Below are 14,651 nucleotides of genomic sequence, written 5' to 3'. Positions count from 1 at the left end.
GTCTTAACTCTCCGTCTCGGCAAGCGAGCCGGTGGCCGCCACCGTCTTTCCTTGTGCGATGCGCTGCGCGAGCAGCTCGCCGGTCGCCTTGGCGGCGGCGGTCATGATGTCGAGATTGCCCGAATAGCTCGGCAGATAATCGCCCGCCCCTTCGACCTCGAGCAGGATCATGGTCTTGATGCCGGTGAACTCGCCGCGGCCCGGGATGGTGAGCTTGTTATTGTCGCCAAAGCGCTCGAACTGCACCTCCTGCTTGAGGCGATAGCCCGGCACATAGGCCTGGACCTTCTTGACCATGGCCTCGACCGAGGCGCGGATGGTGTCCTCGTCAGCGCCTTCCGACAGGGTGAAGACGGTGTCGCGCATGATCATCGGCGGTTCGGCGGGATTGAGGATGATGATCGCCTTGCCTTGGGCTGCGCCCCCGACCTTTTCGATGGCGCCAGCGGTGGTGCGGGTGAACTCGTCGATATTGGCGCGGGTGCCGGGCCCCGCCGAGCGCGAGGAGACGGACGCCACGATCTCGGCATAATGGACGGTCGCGACCTGGCTGACCGCCGCAACCATCGGGATCGTCGCCTGGCCGCCGCAGGTCACCATGTTGACATTGCCCGCGTCGAGATTGGCTTCGCCGTTGACGGTGGGGATGGTGTAGGGACCGATGGCGGCGGGGGTCAGGTCGACCACCTGCTTGCCGTCCTTGCGCAGCGCTTCGTCATGCACCTTGTGGGCATAGGCGGAGGTTGCGTCGAACACGATGCCGATGTCGGGATAGACGTCCATCTTCATGAGGCCTTCTAAACCCTCATGGGTGGTGGCGACGCCGCGCTCGCGCGCCATGGCGAGCCCTTCGGACTTCTCGTCGATGCCGACCACGGCCACCAGTTCCATATTCTGGGGATATTTGATCATCTTGATCATGAGGTCGGTGCCGATATTGCCCGACCCGATGATCGCCGCCTTGACCTTGCCCGTCATTATTCACTCCTCACGGCATCGCGCCCAAGCGATGCGCCACTTTTCATATTCAGATAAAGCGCGCGGTGCAGCCGCCAACCCCGTGGAGCTGCATCTCGAACACGTCGCCTGGCGCTGCCGGTTCGAGCGGCACCAGGCTGCCCGACAATATCACATCCCCCGCATCCAGGGTAACGCCATAGGCGCCCAGCGTGTTGGCGAGCCAGGCGACCGCTTGCGCGGGCGATCCCTGCACCGCATGGCCATAGCCTTCCGACAGGGGCTGCCCATTCTTGGTGACGGTGACATGAAGGTTGGGGAGGTCGTGCGCCCTGGGGTCGACGCGCGCGTCGCCCAGCACATAGACGCCGCAGGACGCATTGTCGGCGACGGTGTCGACGATGCCGATCTTCCAGTCCTGGATGCGGCTGTCGACGATCTCGAAACAGGGGACGATGCTCTCGGTCGCGGCGATGACGTCTTCGGCGGTGACGCCCGGCCCTTTCAGGCTGTCTTTCAGGATGAAGCCGATCTCGGCCTCGGCGCGCGGCGCGATGAGGCCGTTCGCCGCGACATCGATGTCGCCCTCGATATACATGCGGTCGGTGAGGAAGCCGAAGTCGGGCTGATGGACGCCCAGCATGTCCTGCACCGCCTTCGACGTAACGCCGATCTTCTTGCCGATGACGCGCTCGCCATCGGCCTTGCGGCGTTCGAGCGCGCCAAGCGAGATGGCATAGGCGTCATCGATGGTAAGCTGCGGATGGCGCGCCATCAGCGGGGGCACGGTGCGCCCCTCGCGCAGCGCGCGATACAGCTCGTCTGCAAGGGTGGCGTCAAGGTCGCTCACAGATAGGCTCCGTCCTGGAAGATGAGGGGATCGACGGCGTCCGACAGGCGCACGCCTTCGACCCTCGCAATGACGATGCTGTGGGTGCCATAGGGGGTCAGGCTGTCGATCGTGCAGCTAAGGTTCGCCTGCGCCTCCTCAAGGATGGGGAGGCCATGGGCGTCGGGGGTCCATTGCCCAACGCCAAAGCGGGCCTCGCGCGCGACAGCCCCGCCGAACGCTGCCGACACATCGCGCTGGTGGCGCGAGAGGAGGTTGATGCTGACCGGGCAGCCGGGCGAGAGATGGGCGTGGATGCCCGCTGTCTGGTTGACGCAGACGAGCACCGCTGGCGGGTCCATGGTGAGCGAGGTGATCGAGGTGGCGGCCATGCCGACCGGCGCCTTGCCTTGCCCAAGCGCGGCAACGATCGCCACGCCCGAGGGCAGGCGGCGCATCGCGCCCTTGAGGCCGGTCACGACGTCCACGGGCTCTGGAACAGGCAGGGATTGCACAGGAGCGGCGTCAGCCATTCTTGAGGAAGTCCAGCGAGTAGCGGTTGAACTCCTGCGCCCGCTCGACCTGCACCCAGTGGCCGGTCTGCGAGAAGGTGAGGCAGCGCACGTCGGGGCAGGCGTCGAGGAAGAGGCGGGCGTGGCTTTCGGGGCAGAATTCGTCATTGAGGCCCCAAAGGACGAAGATCGGCTGCTTGACCTCGCCAAGGCGGGGTCCAAGATCCGGGGTCTTGACCCGCGCGAGCACGTCCTTGGGCTGGGTGCGCGCGACGGCGAAGCGCTCCTCGACCAGCGCGTCGGTCACATGATGCGCGGAAGACGGGTGCATGAGGTTGCCGATCAGGCGGCGCTGTTCCTCGATGTTGAATTCCGGGCTGCCAAAGCCCGAGCGCATCTTGGCGATGCCGGGCATGGTGAAATAGCTCGCCTGCTCAGCGACGCAGCCCGGCGCCATCAGGATGAGCTTGCCGATCGTGAACTCGGGATGGTCGAGCGCGATCTGGAGGGCGATGCCGCCGCCCAGCGAGTTGCCGATGAGGTGGCCGCCGGTGACGCCATGCTGCGCAAGCGCATCGAGCAGGGTCTGGGTAAACAGCTCGAGCGGATAGTCGGCCTCGGGCTTGGAGGATTGGCCATAGCCGATAAGGTCGGGCAGGATGACGCGGAAGCCTGCGTCCGCAAAGACCTGGGCGTTGTTGCGGAAATTGGACGCGCCCGATGCGCCAGGGCCGCTGCCATGGATGAAGATGACGGTGGGCGCATTGGCTGGCGCGTCCGCAATTTCCGCGATCGAAATCTCATATCCGCCCGCAACGCCATAGGTCTTGCGGATCAATTCACTGCCCATGGGCAATCCTCTTTCTTGTCAGATACCGGCCAGATGCCAGATGGTCAGATGCCAGATGGTCAGATGCCAGATGGTCAGATGAAGGTGAAGGCGGGCGGTTCGCCGTTCATCGTGCCGATGACGTCGCTGGTGCGGTTGGCCGGGTCGTTGGCGACATGGGCGCGCGCGGCGTGGAGGTCGAGCCAGGGCTGGAGGATCGGACTGGACATGTAGATCGCCCGGCCGCCCATGAGCTTGACCATGTCGTCGGCAAGGTCGGCCATGCGGCGCACGACATTGGCGGACTGGTAGGCGAAGAGCGCGCGCTTTTCCATCGGCACCGGCTCGTTGCGCTGCGCATAGTCCATCAGTTCGTTGAAGGTGGTCCTGTGGGTCAGCTCCATCTCGTTGGTCTCGGCGATCGCGCGGGCGATGGCGGCGTGGAGATGGGGGTCGGCCTTGGCGGCCTTGCCGGTGTTGGTCGAGACGCGGCTTGCCATGATCTCCATCGCGGCCGAGGTCGCGGCGCGGATGCCGCCGAAGGCGGCGCTGGAGACCGAGCGGATGAAGAGCTGCGCCCAGGGGATGCGGTAGAGCGGGGCGTCGTTGGTTTCCTGGCCGGGATTCTTGCAGGCAAAGCCGTCGGCGGCGCGGTGGGTGCGATATTCGGGCACGAACACGCGATCGACGACGATGTCGAAGCTGCCGGTGCCCTGGAGGCCGAACGTGTCCCAGGTGCCTTCGATCACCTGATAGTCGGGGCGCGGCAGCAGGAAGGTGCGCATGTCGGGCGGGCCGCCGTCGGTGTCGAAATTGATCGCGCCCAGCAGCACCCAACCGCAATGGGTCGAGCCCGAGGAGAAGCCCCAGCGGCCCGACAGGTAGAAGCCGCCTTCGGCCTTTTCCACCTTGCCGACCGGCTGATAGGTGGAGGAGACGAGCATGTCGGGATCATCGCCCCACACTTCGCGCTGCGCCCTGTCGGGGAAGAGGGCGAGTTCATAGGGGTGGCAGCCCAGCACGCCGTAGATCCAGCCTGTCGACATGCAGCCTTCGGCCAGCGCCTTCTGGATTTCGAAGAAGACGTTGGGGTGCATTTCATAGCCGCCGTAGCGCCTGGGCTGGAGCACGCGGAAGAAGCCGGCCGCCTTCATCTCGGCGACGGTTTCCTTCGGCACGTCATGGGCGATGGTGCAGGCGCGCGCGCGTTCCCGCAGCGTCGGGATCATGGCCTTGGCCCGGGCGATCAGGGTTTCGGGCGAGGGCGCCGCTGCGTCCGCTTCGCCAATGGGTCGAGTTGCTGCTGCCCCGGTCATCATCTTCTCCATTGTCGGCGACTCTAGTTTCAGATCGGTAGATCCGTATCGAAATTTGCTATATGCGTAGTTTATATAAACTGCTAATACGCAAACTGTCAAGGCAAACAGGGCTTGCGCATTTGGGTCGATGCTTATAGGCGGATCGGGAACGAATTGCCATAAGCTCGTTGAGCGCATGCGAATGCGCCTTTCCATAGCTGCGCAAAACCCGCAAGCGCGCTTGCCAAATGCGTATGGGGAAGGCCATTTTGAAACGCTTCCTGCGAGAATGGCCGGGCGGTACTGAAAAAGAAGGGCGAGGCGGCAGAATGGCAGTGATTTCGCTGGGCTATGTGGTGATCGAGGCGAAGGACCTTGGGCGCTGGCAGGATTTTGCCTGCAATATCGCGGGCCTGATGGCCGCCCCCTCGCCCAGCGAGGATGTCGCGCTGTTTCGCATGGACGACCGGCCCTGGCGCCTGTGGGTGGACAAGGGCGAGGCCGACCGTTTCGTCGCGCCTGGCTGGGAATGCGCGAATCGCGAGGCGTTCGAATCGCTGCTGGAAAGGCTGGAGGCGGCGGGCCGCCCGGTGACGCGCGCGGGCGTCATGGAAGCGCGCGCGCGCTGTGTCTATGAACTTGCCCGCTCGTCCGATCCTGCGGGCAATCCCATGGAGCTTTTCTACGGCCGCTTCGTCGACTACGCCCCCTTCACCTCCCCCGCGGGCGTCAGCCGCTTCGTGACCGGCAGCCCCAATGGCGCGGACGGCGACATGGGGATGGGCCATGTCGTCCTCACCGCCCCCAATTTCGAGGAAACCCACGCCTTCTACAGGCAAGTCATGGGCTTTGGCGACACCGACCTTGGCCGCTTCTACCTCCAGGGCGGGGGCGAGGACGATCCGGGCGTGGGCTTTGCCTTCATGCACTGCAATCCGCGCCACCACAGCCTGGCGCTCGGCCAGTTGCCCGAAAGCCCCAATGGCGCTGTCCACATGATGCTGGAGGTCGGCTCCTTAGAGGATGTCGGCCGCGCCTATGACCGGGTCTTGAAGAGCAAGGGCAAGGCGCCCCTCTCGGCAACGCTTGGCCGTCACGTCAACGACAAGATGACCTCCTTCTACATGCAGACGCCGGGCGGCTTCGACATCGAATATGGCTGGAACGGCCTGGTAATCGACCCTGCGACCTGGGTCCCCACCACCAGCCTGGCGGTCAGCGACTGGGGCCATAAATGGGCCCATGAGCAAGACTGATAAAGCACAGGACTGACGTAAAAGGATGACTGAGACTATGCTCGACAAGCGCATGACGGTGGACGACATCGTCGACCAGATTTCCGACGGGATGACCATCGGCATCGGCGGATGGGCGACGCGCCGCAAGCCCATGGCGCTCATTCGCGCCATCGCCCGGTCAAGCCTCAAGGACCTGACCGTCATGGCGGGCTATGGCGGCATGGACATCGGCATGCTGGCCGCGACGGGCAAGATCAGGAAGCTCGTCTTCGCCTTCGCCAGCCTCGACCATTATCCGCTGGAACCGCATTTCCGCAACGCCCGCCAGGCAGGCAGCTTCGAAGTGCTGGAACTTGACGAAGGCATGTATCACTGGGGCCTGCGCGCAGGCGCGATGAAGCTGCCCTTCCTGCCCACGCGCGTAGGGATCGGCACCGACATCATCAACCAGTCGGGCTTCGACTTCAAATTCGTCAAAAGCCCCTATGAGGATGGCGAGGAACTGGTCGCCATGCCAGCGCTCGTCCCCGACATCGCGCTGATCCACGCCCATCGCTCCGACGAGCGCGGCAACATCCTCACCCTCTCGGTCGATCCGATCTTCGACGAGCTGCTCGTGCGCGCCGCCAAGAAGAGCTATGCGACGGTCGAGAAGATCGTGCCGACAGCTGATCTCGATATGAAGAAGAACAGCCGCTACAATCTGGTCGAGCGCGCCATGATCGCCGGCGTTGCCGAGGCGCCGCTCGGCGCTCATCCCACCAGCGCCGCGCCCGACTATCAGCTCGATCTCAAGCACATCAAGACGTACGTCGAAAGCGCCGCCTCGCCCGAAGCCTGGGCCGAGTATAAGGCGAAATATATCGACGTGTCCGAAGCCGACTATCAGGCAGCGATCGGCGGCGCGGACGCCGTCAAGCAGCTCCCCGTTCCCATTTACTGAGCGAGACCGACATGACCCAGAACAGCTATTCGCTCGCCGAACTCGTCATCGCCGCCTGCGCCGAAGTCTGGCGCGACAATGGCGAGGTGATGGCGACCGGCATCGGCCCCCTCCCCCGCATCGGCGCTGGCCTTGCCAAGCTCACTTTCGCGCCCGCCATCCAGACCACCGATGGCGAGGCATGGTATACGAGCGAGCCCGTCGGCCCGGGCAAGCGCGCCGCCGAGCCCGAATATGAAGGCATCGCCAATTACGACCGCGTCTTCTCCGCGCTCTGGAGCGGCAAGCGCCATGCGCTGGTCGGCCCGGTGCAGATCGACCGCTATGGCCAGGCCAATATCTCGGTGATCGGCGACCACAAGAAGCCCAAGGCCGCGATGCTGGGCGCGCGCGGTTTCCCGGGCAATTCGATCAGCCATCCCAACAGCTTCTTCTTCGCCAGCCACAACAAGCGCGCGTTCGTGGAAGGCGAAGTCGATTTCGTCTGCATGGCAGGCTACAATCCGGCGCGCTACCGCAATGGGCAGCCGCCCCAGGGTCTGGACCTGCGCCGCATCATCACCAATTTGTGCGTGATGGACTTTGGCGGCCCCGATCACCAGATCCGCGTCATCTCGCTGCATCCGGGCGTGACGTTCGAGGACGTGCAGGACAATACCGGCTTCCCGCTCGCCAGGATCGCGGACGAGATCCCGGTGACGCCTGCGCCTACGCCTGAGCAGCTTGAGCTGATCGCGAAGATCGACCCCAACAATGTCCGCGCGACCGTGTTCAAGGACAATCCGGCCGGAGACAGAAGGGCAGCCTGACATGAACGAGACCGACCGCCTGGTCGACCCGCAGCAGGTCGACATTGTTTACGAAACGCAAGAACCGGTCACCTATGAGGTGATCGACCATGTCGCGTGGATCATGATGAACCGCCCGGGCTTCAACAACGCCCAGAACGGCCAGATGACCTATGCCCTTGATGATGCCTTCATCAAGGCGGTGAACGATGACGATGTGCGCGCGATCGTGCTGGGCGGCAACGGCAAGCATTTCTCCGCTGGCCATGACATCGGCACGCCGGGCCGCGACGTGCACAAGCATTTCGAAAATCGCCTCATGGTGCCGGGCCATGTCAACAAGCCTGCCGCCGAGCTCCTCTATACCCGCGAGAAGGAGCAATATGTCGGCATGTGCCGGCGCTGGCGCGACGCGCCCAAGCCCACCATCGCCATGGTGCAGGGCGCGTGCGTGGCGGGCGGGCTGATGCTCGCCTGGGTGTGCGACCTCATCGTCGCCACCGACGACGCCTTCTTCCAGGACCCGGTCAACCGCATGGGCATCCCTGGCGTTGAATATTTCGCCCACGCCTATGAGCTGCCGCCGCGCGTCGCCAAGGAGTTCCTGCTCTTGGGGGAACGGATGAGCGCGCAGCGGGCCGAGAGCTTCGGCATGGTCAACAAGATCGTGCCCCGCGCCCAGTTGCGCGAAACCGTCGCCGCCATGGCCGCCAAGCTCGTCGCCCAGCCCCGCCTTGGCAACTGGCTCACCAAGCAGGCGATCAACCATGTCGAGGAGCTGATGGGCAAGCGCAACGCGATGGACGCGCAATATCATATGCACCATTTCGCCCATGCCCAGAATGACCTCGTCCAGGGCAGCTCGATCGCGGGCCTCGACGCGAAAAAGATGGCGGAAGCGAATAAGAAGGAAGCGGCCGAGGCGGCCGCGGGCAAGAAGCAAGCGAGCGAGTGATGGGCGACCCGCTGCACACGATCCTTGTCGAGCGGCTTGGCTGCCGCTGGCCGATCATCCAGACCGCGATGGGCTGGGTCGCAGAGCCTGGCCTGGTGATCGGGTCGAGCAATGCAGGCGCGTTCGGTTTCCTGGGCGCAGCGGTAATGACCCCTGACGAGGCACGCGAGAAGATCCTCAAGGTGCGCCAGGGCACCGACCGGCCCTTCGGCGTCAACTTCCACAGCTTTCAGCCTGGCGCTGACCAGATTGTAGAGCTGATCCTCGCCAACAAGGACCAGGTGCGCGCGGTCAGCTTCGGGCGCGGGCCCAACGCGAAAATGATCGGCCGCTTCAAGGACGCAGGGATCCTGTGCATCCCCACCGTCGGCGCGGTCAAGCATGCGCAGAAGATGGTGGAACTGGGCGTCGACATGGTCAATGTCCAGGGCGGAGAGGGCGGCGGGCATACAGGCTCTGTCCCCTCGACCGTGCTGCTCCCCCAGGTGCTCGATACGGTCAAGGTGCCGGTGATCGCCAGCGGCGGCTTTGCCGACGGGCGCGGGCTTGCCGCAGCCCTTGCCTATGGCGCGGTCGGCATCGCCATGGGCACGCGTTTCCTCCTCACCAAGGAAAGCCCGGTGCCCGACAGCGCCAAGGCGGAATATCTCAAAGCCTCGACCGACCGCATCCTCGTCACCACCAAGCTTGACGGCATCCCCCAGCGGATGGTGCGCACGCCCCTTATGGACCGGATCGAAAAGTCCGGCCCGCTCGCCATGTGGCTGCGCGCGATCGAGGCGGGCATGGCGATGAAGAAGCAGACCGGCGCGAGCTGGATGGACTTCATCAAGTCCGCGCGCGGCATGACCGCCCATGGCGCGATGCCCTTGAAACAGGCGATGATGGCCGCGACCATGCCGATGCTGATCCAGAAGGCGGTGGTCGATGGCGACATCGAACATGGCGTGATGGCGACCGGCGTGGTCGGCGGGCGCATCAACGAGATACCCAGCTGCGCGGCTCTGGTCGACCGCATCGTCGCCGAGGCGCATGAGCGGCTTGCCGCACTCGCCGCGATGGGCCGCGAGCCTGCGCCAGCGGCCTGAGGAGAGGGAAGAGACATGCCGATTACGCTCACGATCAAGGATCGCATCGCCGAAATCCTGTTCGACCATCCGCCGGTCAACGCCTTCGACACCAAGGGCTGGGAATCGATCCCCGCCATGGTCTACGAAGCAGCCGCGAACGAGGATGTGCGCTGCATCCTGATCCGCGCCGAGGGCCGGGGTTTCTGCGGCGGCGTCGACATCAAGGAGATGGCCGCCCACCCCGAGCGCATCGCAAAGCTCAACAAGGATAATTACCTCACCTTCAAGGCGATCCGCGAATGCGCCATCCCCGTGGTCGGCGCGCTCCATGGCTTCATCATCGGCGGCGGCGTCAATATCGCGGGCGCCTGCGACGCGCTGATCGCGGCGGAAGGGGCCTATTTCTCGCTGCCCGAGATCGATCGCGGCGCAATGGGGGGCGCAGCCTTCATGAGCCGCATGCTGCCGGTCCAGATGGTGCGCGCCAATTTCTTCACCGGCGGGCGCATCCCGGTCGAGGACGCCCATCGCCACGGGTCGGTCCACAAGGTCGTGCCATTGGAAAATCTCAAGGACGAAGCCTACGCCTTTTGCGAGGTGATCGCGTCCAAGAGCCGCGCCGCGCTCGTCATCGCCAAGCAGGCCCTGAACCTCATCGAGCCCACCGATCCTTCCGCCCATTACCGCATCGAGCAGGGCTTCACGCTCGAAATGTACATGCATGAAGACAGCCAGAAGGCGCGCGACGCCTTCGCGCAAGGAAAGGGCACGGCGAAGTTCTGATGGACCTCAACTACACTCCCGAGCAGCAGGCGTTCCGCGCCGAAGTGCGCGCCTGGCTCGAAGCCCATGTGCCATCAGAACCGCTTGAGCATTTCGACGCGACCCGCGAAGGGTTCGAGGCGCACCGTGAATGGGAAAAGACGCTGAAATCGGGCGACTGGGGCATGGTGACATGGCCGCGCGAATATGGCGGGCGCGGCCTCGACCTCATCGAGTGGCTGATCTTCGAGGAAGAATATTATCGCGCGGGCGCGCCGGGCCGCGTCAACCAGAATGGCATCTTCCTGCTTGGGCCCACGCTGATCGAATTCGGCACCCATGAGCAGAAGCAGCGCTTCCTGCCCAGGATGGCGTCGGGCGAGGAAATCTGGGCGCAGGCCTGGTCTGAACCGATGGCGGGATCGGACCTTGCGGGCGTGCGCGCCACCGCGACGCGGGAGGGCGACGACTATATCCTCAATGGCCACAAGATCTGGTCGAGCCGCGCGGTGTTCGCCGACTGGGCGTTCGGCCTGTTCCGTGAACCCGGCTCCGAGCGCCACAAGGGGATGAGCCTCATCTTCTTCCCTCTCGATGCACCCGGCGTCACGGTCAACGCCATCAAGAAGATCAACGGCCATGTCGGCTTTGCCGAGATCTTCCTTGAAAATGTCCGCGTCCCCGCCTTCAACCGCTTGGGCGAAGAAGGCCAGGGCTGGCATATCTGCATGGCGACCGCAGGGTTCGAGCGCGGCCTCATGCTGCGCTCGCCCGCCCGCTACCAGGTGGCGGCGAAGAAACTCGCGGAGCTTTGGGCCGCCAACAAGGAGACGGCCGACCCCGGCCTCGAGGCCGATGTCGTACGCGCGCACATGAATGCCGACGCCTATGCGCTCAACATCTACCAGACCGCCTCGCGGCTGATGGCGGGCGCGAAGATCGGTCCCGAAGCGTCCACCAACAAGATCTTCTGGTCGGAAATGGACATTCACCTCACACAAACCGCGCTCAATATCCTGGGGCCGCAGGCGGAACTCACGCACGAAGCGCCCGACGCCTGCGCTGTCGACTGGATCGACGACTATATCTTCGCGCTCGCCGGACCCATCTATGCAGGCTCGAACGAGATCCAGCGCAACATCATCGCCGAGCGCATGCTCGGCCTGCCGCGCTAAGGGGAAGAGAGAGATGGATTTCACCTTGAGCGAAGAACAGCTGATGTTCGCCGAGACCGCGCGCTCGCTGTTCGCCGACAGCTGCACGCCCGACCATTGGCGCCGCATGATGGAAGCGGGCGAGGCCATCGATCCCGCCCGCTGGGCCGCGATCGTCGAAACCGGCCTGACGCTGGTGTTGCTGCCCGAAAGCGCGGGCGGCATTGATCTCACCGAGACCGACTTTGCCCTCATCGCACAGGAAGCGGGCTATGTCGCGCTCCCTGAGCCGCTCATCGAAAGCGCAGGCGTTGCAGCGCCCATGCTCGCCGCCCTCGCGCCCGACCATGCGCTGCTGGCCGATCCGACCGCGACGATTGCAATCGCGCATCCCGCCAATCCCTATGTCGCCAATGCCGACAGCGCGGGCGGCATCATCCTGCATGACGGCGGCGACGCCTGGCTCGCCACGCCCGATCAGGTGACGCTGACGGCGCAGCCCAGCATCGATCCCTTCCGCCGCCTCTTCTCGGTCGCGTGGGACAAGGACAAGGCGACAGCGCTTGGGCGTGCCGACTGGAACCTCGCCTTCGACCGCGCCGCCCTCTTCAACGCGGCCTTCGCCCTGGGCCTTGCCCAGCGCTCGGTCGACCTCGCCGTCGACTATGCCAAGGAACGCCAGCAGTTCGGCAAACCCATCGGCAGCTATCAGGCGGTCAAGCACCATCTCGCCTCCGCCCAGGTGGCGATCGAGTTTGCAAAGCCCGTCGTGGCCGCCGCCGCCGCCGAAATCGGCGCGCGCGACACGCAAGCCCGCGCCCGCGTCAGCCATGCCAAGCTGGTTGCGCTGGAAGCCGCCGACAAGGCCGCCCGCGCCGCGATCCAGGTGCATGGCGCGATGGGCTACAGCTGGGAGGTGGACGTCCACCTGTTCCTGAAGCGCGCCCTTGCGCTGACGCAAACATGGGGCACGCCCTCCACGCATCGCGCGCGCATCGCCACGCGCATCTTCACCCAGCCCATGGGGCCGGACCAGACCTTCGCCAGAGAGACGGAAAATGCCTGAAGCCTATATCATCGACGCCGTCCGCACCCCCATCGGCCGCAAGAAGGGCAGCCTTGCCGCCGTCCATCCCGCTGACCTTGGCGCGCACCCGATCAGGGAACTGGTCAAGCGCACCGGCATCGACCCGTCGAAGGTCGATGACGTGGTGTGGGGCTGCACCGAAACCATCGGCGGACAGGCGGGCGATATCGGCCGCACCGCATGGCTGGTCGCGGGCCTGCCGGAGGAAATCCCCGGCGTCACCGTCGATCGCCAGTGCGGCTCAAGCCAGCAGGCCGTCCACTTCGCCGCGCAGGGCGTGATGAGCGGCACCCAGGACCTGGTGGTCGCAGGCGGCAGCCAGGCGATGAACCAGATCCCGATCATGGCCGCCATGATCGCAGGCGCCCAATATGGCTTCGACAGCCCCTTCCACGGGTCCAAGGGCTGGGTCGAACGCTATGGCATGGAAGAGGTCAACCAGATCAGGTCGGCCGAGATGATCGCCGACAAATGGGGCATCAGCCGCTTGGGCATGGAAGAATTCGCGCTTGCCTCCCACCAGCGCGCGCAGGCGGCCTGGGACAATGGCTGGTTCGACAAGGAAGTGGCGCCGTTCGAGGGCCTCGCCCGCGACGAAACCATCCGCCCCACCACCTCGCTGGAAGGCCTCGCCTCGCTGAAGCCCGTCAATGAAGGCGGCATCATCACCGCAGGGGTCGCGAGCCAGAATTGCGACGCCGCCGCCGCTCTCCTCATCGCCGGCGAACAGGCGGTCAAGGATCATGGCCTTACGCCCCGCGCGCGCATCCATCACCTCTCGGTCCGCGCCGCCAATCCGGTGTGGATGCTGACCGGCCCGATCCCTGCCACCCAATATGCGCTCAAGAAAGCGGGCATGACGATCAGCGACATCGACCTTTTCGAATGCAACGAGGCCTTCGCCAGCGTCACCATGGCCTGGATGAAGGAACTCGATATCCCGCATGAGAAGGTCAATGTGCAGGGCGGCGCGATCGCGCTGGGCCACCCCATCGGCGCTACCGGCGCGCGGCTCATGACCACGCTCCTCAACGCCCTTGAGCGCACCGGCGGCCGCTATGGCCTCCAGACCATGTGCGAAGGCGGCGGCCAGGCCAACGTCACCATCATCGAACGGCTCTAAAAGGGACGGCGCGATGCCCGCTTACGCCTATCAGGGGATCGTCCCCGTCGTCGATCCGTCGAGCTACGTCCATCCGCTGGCGTCGCTGATCGGCGACGTGATCGTGGGACCGGGCTGCTTCATCGCGCCCGGAGCCTCCCTGCGCGGCGATTTCGGGCGGATCGTAGTGGAGGGCGACAGCTCGATCCAGGACAGCGTCACCGTCCACGCCAACCAGCTGCGCGACACGGTGATCAAGCGCGGCGCGACCATCGCGCATGGATCAATCATCCATGGCTGCGAGATCGGCGAAAATACGCTTGTCGGCATGAACGCGGTGATCCTCGACAATGCGATCATCGGGGATGAAAATCTCGTCGCCGCGCTCGCCCTGGTAAAGTCCGATACGGTCACGCCGCCGCGCAGCCTGGTCGCGGGCAACCCGGCCAAGGTGGTCAAGACATTCGAGCCGCAGCAGGTGACCTGGCGCAACAATGGCGAGGGGGAATATCAAAAGCTCGCCCGCGCCGCGCTGACCGATCTGGTCGAAGCCGCGCCGCTGCGCGAAGCTGGCGCAGAGCGGCAGGCCCAGCGCATCCAGTCAGACGCCATCGCCGTGCGCCTGTCGGGCAGCAGCGCGCAGATCCGCGAGCAGCGCGCCGCCGAGCGGGAAGCCAAGACATGAACAGCGCCACGGCGATCACCAACCTCCTCTACCGCTATGCCGAACTGATGGACGAAGGCGACCTTGAAGGGGTCGCCGCCCTGTTCGAACGCGCCCGGGTCAAGACCGGCGGAGGCGAAGTGATCGAAGGGTCCGCGCCGATGCTCGCGCTCTGGCGCGCCCATGTGCGCCTCTATCCGTGCGGCACGCCGCGCACCAGGCATGTCGTCACCAATCCCATTGTCGAGGTGGACGAGGAGGCAGGCGCCGCAACCTGCCGTTCCTATTATACCGTGTTCCAGGCGACCCCCGCCCTGCCGCTCCAGGCGATCTGCGCGGGCCGCTATCATGACGCCTTCGTCCGCATCGAGGGCGCATGGCATTTTTCGCAGCGGGATTATTCGCTGCTCGATCTTATCGGCGACGTGAGCCAGCATCTGCTGATCCCGGTCGCACCATGACG

General features: G+C 64.9%; 16 protein-coding genes. 11 read left to right on the top strand and 5 right to left on the bottom strand.

Annotated elements, in window-relative coordinates:
• Positions 1 to 3: 3 nt before the first annotated feature.
• From B6S01_RS16585 to B6S01_RS16565, 5 genes are all read right to left on the bottom strand, one after another.
• Positions 4 to 978, bottom strand: coding sequence for an acetaldehyde dehydrogenase (acetylating) (locus B6S01_RS16585; protein ID WP_037467393.1), 975 nt, complete (start codon positions 976 to 978; stop codon positions 4 to 6).
• Positions 979 to 1,027: 49 nt separating this feature from the next.
• Entirely contained in the window at positions 1,028 to 1,732 is a 705-nt protein-coding gene (locus tag B6S01_RS16580; RefSeq protein ID WP_081570563.1) for a fumarylacetoacetate hydrolase family protein, read from the bottom strand.
• Between the two features lie 71 nt (positions 1,733 to 1,803).
• On the bottom strand, positions 1,804 to 2,319 hold the full coding sequence (locus tag B6S01_RS16575) for a flavin reductase family protein (protein WP_062793179.1): 516 nt from the start codon (positions 2,317 to 2,319) through the stop codon (positions 1,804 to 1,806).
• The gene (locus B6S01_RS16570; protein ID WP_051908379.1) at positions 2,312 to 3,148 is read right to left on the bottom strand and encodes an alpha/beta fold hydrolase; all 837 of its coding nucleotides are present in this window, start codon (positions 3,146 to 3,148) and stop codon (positions 2,312 to 2,314) included. The genes B6S01_RS16575 and B6S01_RS16570 overlap by 8 nt, the downstream gene beginning before the upstream one ends.
• 74 nt (positions 3,149 to 3,222) lie before the next feature.
• Complete coding sequence (locus B6S01_RS16565) at positions 3,223 to 4,443, bottom strand: acyl-CoA dehydrogenase family protein (RefSeq protein ID WP_037467450.1); 1,221 nt, start codon at positions 4,441 to 4,443, stop codon at positions 3,223 to 3,225.
• Positions 4,444 to 4,754: 311 nt separating this feature from the next.
• Here B6S01_RS16565 and B6S01_RS16560 point away from each other — a divergent pair, with 311 nt between their 5' ends.
• From B6S01_RS16560 to B6S01_RS16510, 11 genes are read left to right on the top strand one after another with little or no spacing between them, the layout of a single operon-like run.
• The gene (locus tag B6S01_RS16560) at positions 4,755 to 5,681 is read left to right on the top strand and encodes a VOC family protein (protein ID WP_037467452.1); all 927 of its coding nucleotides are present in this window, start codon (positions 4,755 to 4,757) and stop codon (positions 5,679 to 5,681) included.
• A gap of 25 nt (positions 5,682 to 5,706) precedes the next feature.
• On the top strand, positions 5,707 to 6,606 hold the full coding sequence (locus B6S01_RS16555) for a CoA transferase subunit A (RefSeq protein ID WP_037467396.1): 900 nt from the start codon (positions 5,707 to 5,709) through the stop codon (positions 6,604 to 6,606).
• Positions 6,607 to 6,617: 11 nt separating this feature from the next.
• A complete protein-coding gene (locus B6S01_RS16550; RefSeq protein WP_037467398.1) occupies positions 6,618 to 7,415 on the top strand; it encodes a CoA-transferase subunit beta in 798 nt (265 codons plus the stop codon).
• A gap of 1 nt (position 7,416) precedes the next feature.
• Positions 7,417 to 8,349 carry an enoyl-CoA hydratase gene (locus B6S01_RS16545; protein ID WP_037467400.1) on the top strand — a complete coding sequence of 311 codons (933 nt, stop codon included), beginning with the start codon at positions 7,417 to 7,419 and terminating at the stop codon, positions 8,347 to 8,349.
• Positions 8,349 to 9,437, top strand: a complete 1,089-nt coding sequence (locus B6S01_RS16540; protein ID WP_037467403.1) for an NAD(P)H-dependent flavin oxidoreductase — start codon at positions 8,349 to 8,351, stop codon at positions 9,435 to 9,437. Before B6S01_RS16545 ends, B6S01_RS16540 begins: the two co-directional genes overlap by 1 nt.
• A gap of 15 nt (positions 9,438 to 9,452) precedes the next feature.
• A complete protein-coding gene (locus tag B6S01_RS16535; RefSeq protein ID WP_037467405.1) occupies positions 9,453 to 10,202 on the top strand; it encodes an enoyl-CoA hydratase family protein in 750 nt (249 codons plus the stop codon).
• On the top strand, positions 10,202 to 11,356 hold the full coding sequence (locus B6S01_RS16530) for an acyl-CoA dehydrogenase (RefSeq protein ID WP_037467408.1): 1,155 nt from the start codon (positions 10,202 to 10,204) through the stop codon (positions 11,354 to 11,356). Before B6S01_RS16535 ends, B6S01_RS16530 begins: the two co-directional genes overlap by 1 nt.
• Before the next feature lie 13 nt (positions 11,357 to 11,369).
• Positions 11,370 to 12,401 carry an acyl-CoA dehydrogenase family protein gene (locus B6S01_RS16525; protein WP_037467412.1) on the top strand — a complete coding sequence of 344 codons (1,032 nt, stop codon included), beginning with the start codon at positions 11,370 to 11,372 and terminating at the stop codon, positions 12,399 to 12,401.
• Positions 12,394 to 13,545, top strand: coding sequence for an acetyl-CoA C-acetyltransferase (locus tag B6S01_RS16520; protein WP_037467415.1), 1,152 nt, complete (start codon positions 12,394 to 12,396; stop codon positions 13,543 to 13,545). The genes B6S01_RS16525 and B6S01_RS16520 overlap by 8 nt, the downstream gene beginning before the upstream one ends.
• Before the next feature lie 13 nt (positions 13,546 to 13,558).
• Positions 13,559 to 14,209 carry a gamma carbonic anhydrase family protein gene (locus tag B6S01_RS16515; protein WP_037467420.1) on the top strand — a complete coding sequence of 217 codons (651 nt, stop codon included), beginning with the start codon at positions 13,559 to 13,561 and terminating at the stop codon, positions 14,207 to 14,209.
• A complete protein-coding gene (locus B6S01_RS16510) occupies positions 14,206 to 14,649 on the top strand; it encodes a nuclear transport factor 2 family protein (protein ID WP_037467423.1) in 444 nt (147 codons plus the stop codon). Before B6S01_RS16515 ends, B6S01_RS16510 begins: the two co-directional genes overlap by 4 nt.
• The last annotated feature ends 2 nt before the right edge of the window (positions 14,650 to 14,651 follow it).

The sequence above is a fragment of the Sphingobium herbicidovorans genome (assembly GCF_002080435.1).
Classification (GTDB): Bacteria; Pseudomonadota; Alphaproteobacteria; order Sphingomonadales; family Sphingomonadaceae; genus Sphingobium; species Sphingobium herbicidovorans.
The sequence above is the reverse complement of the archived record's forward strand: the minus strand, read 5'-3'. Positions and strand labels throughout refer to the sequence as shown.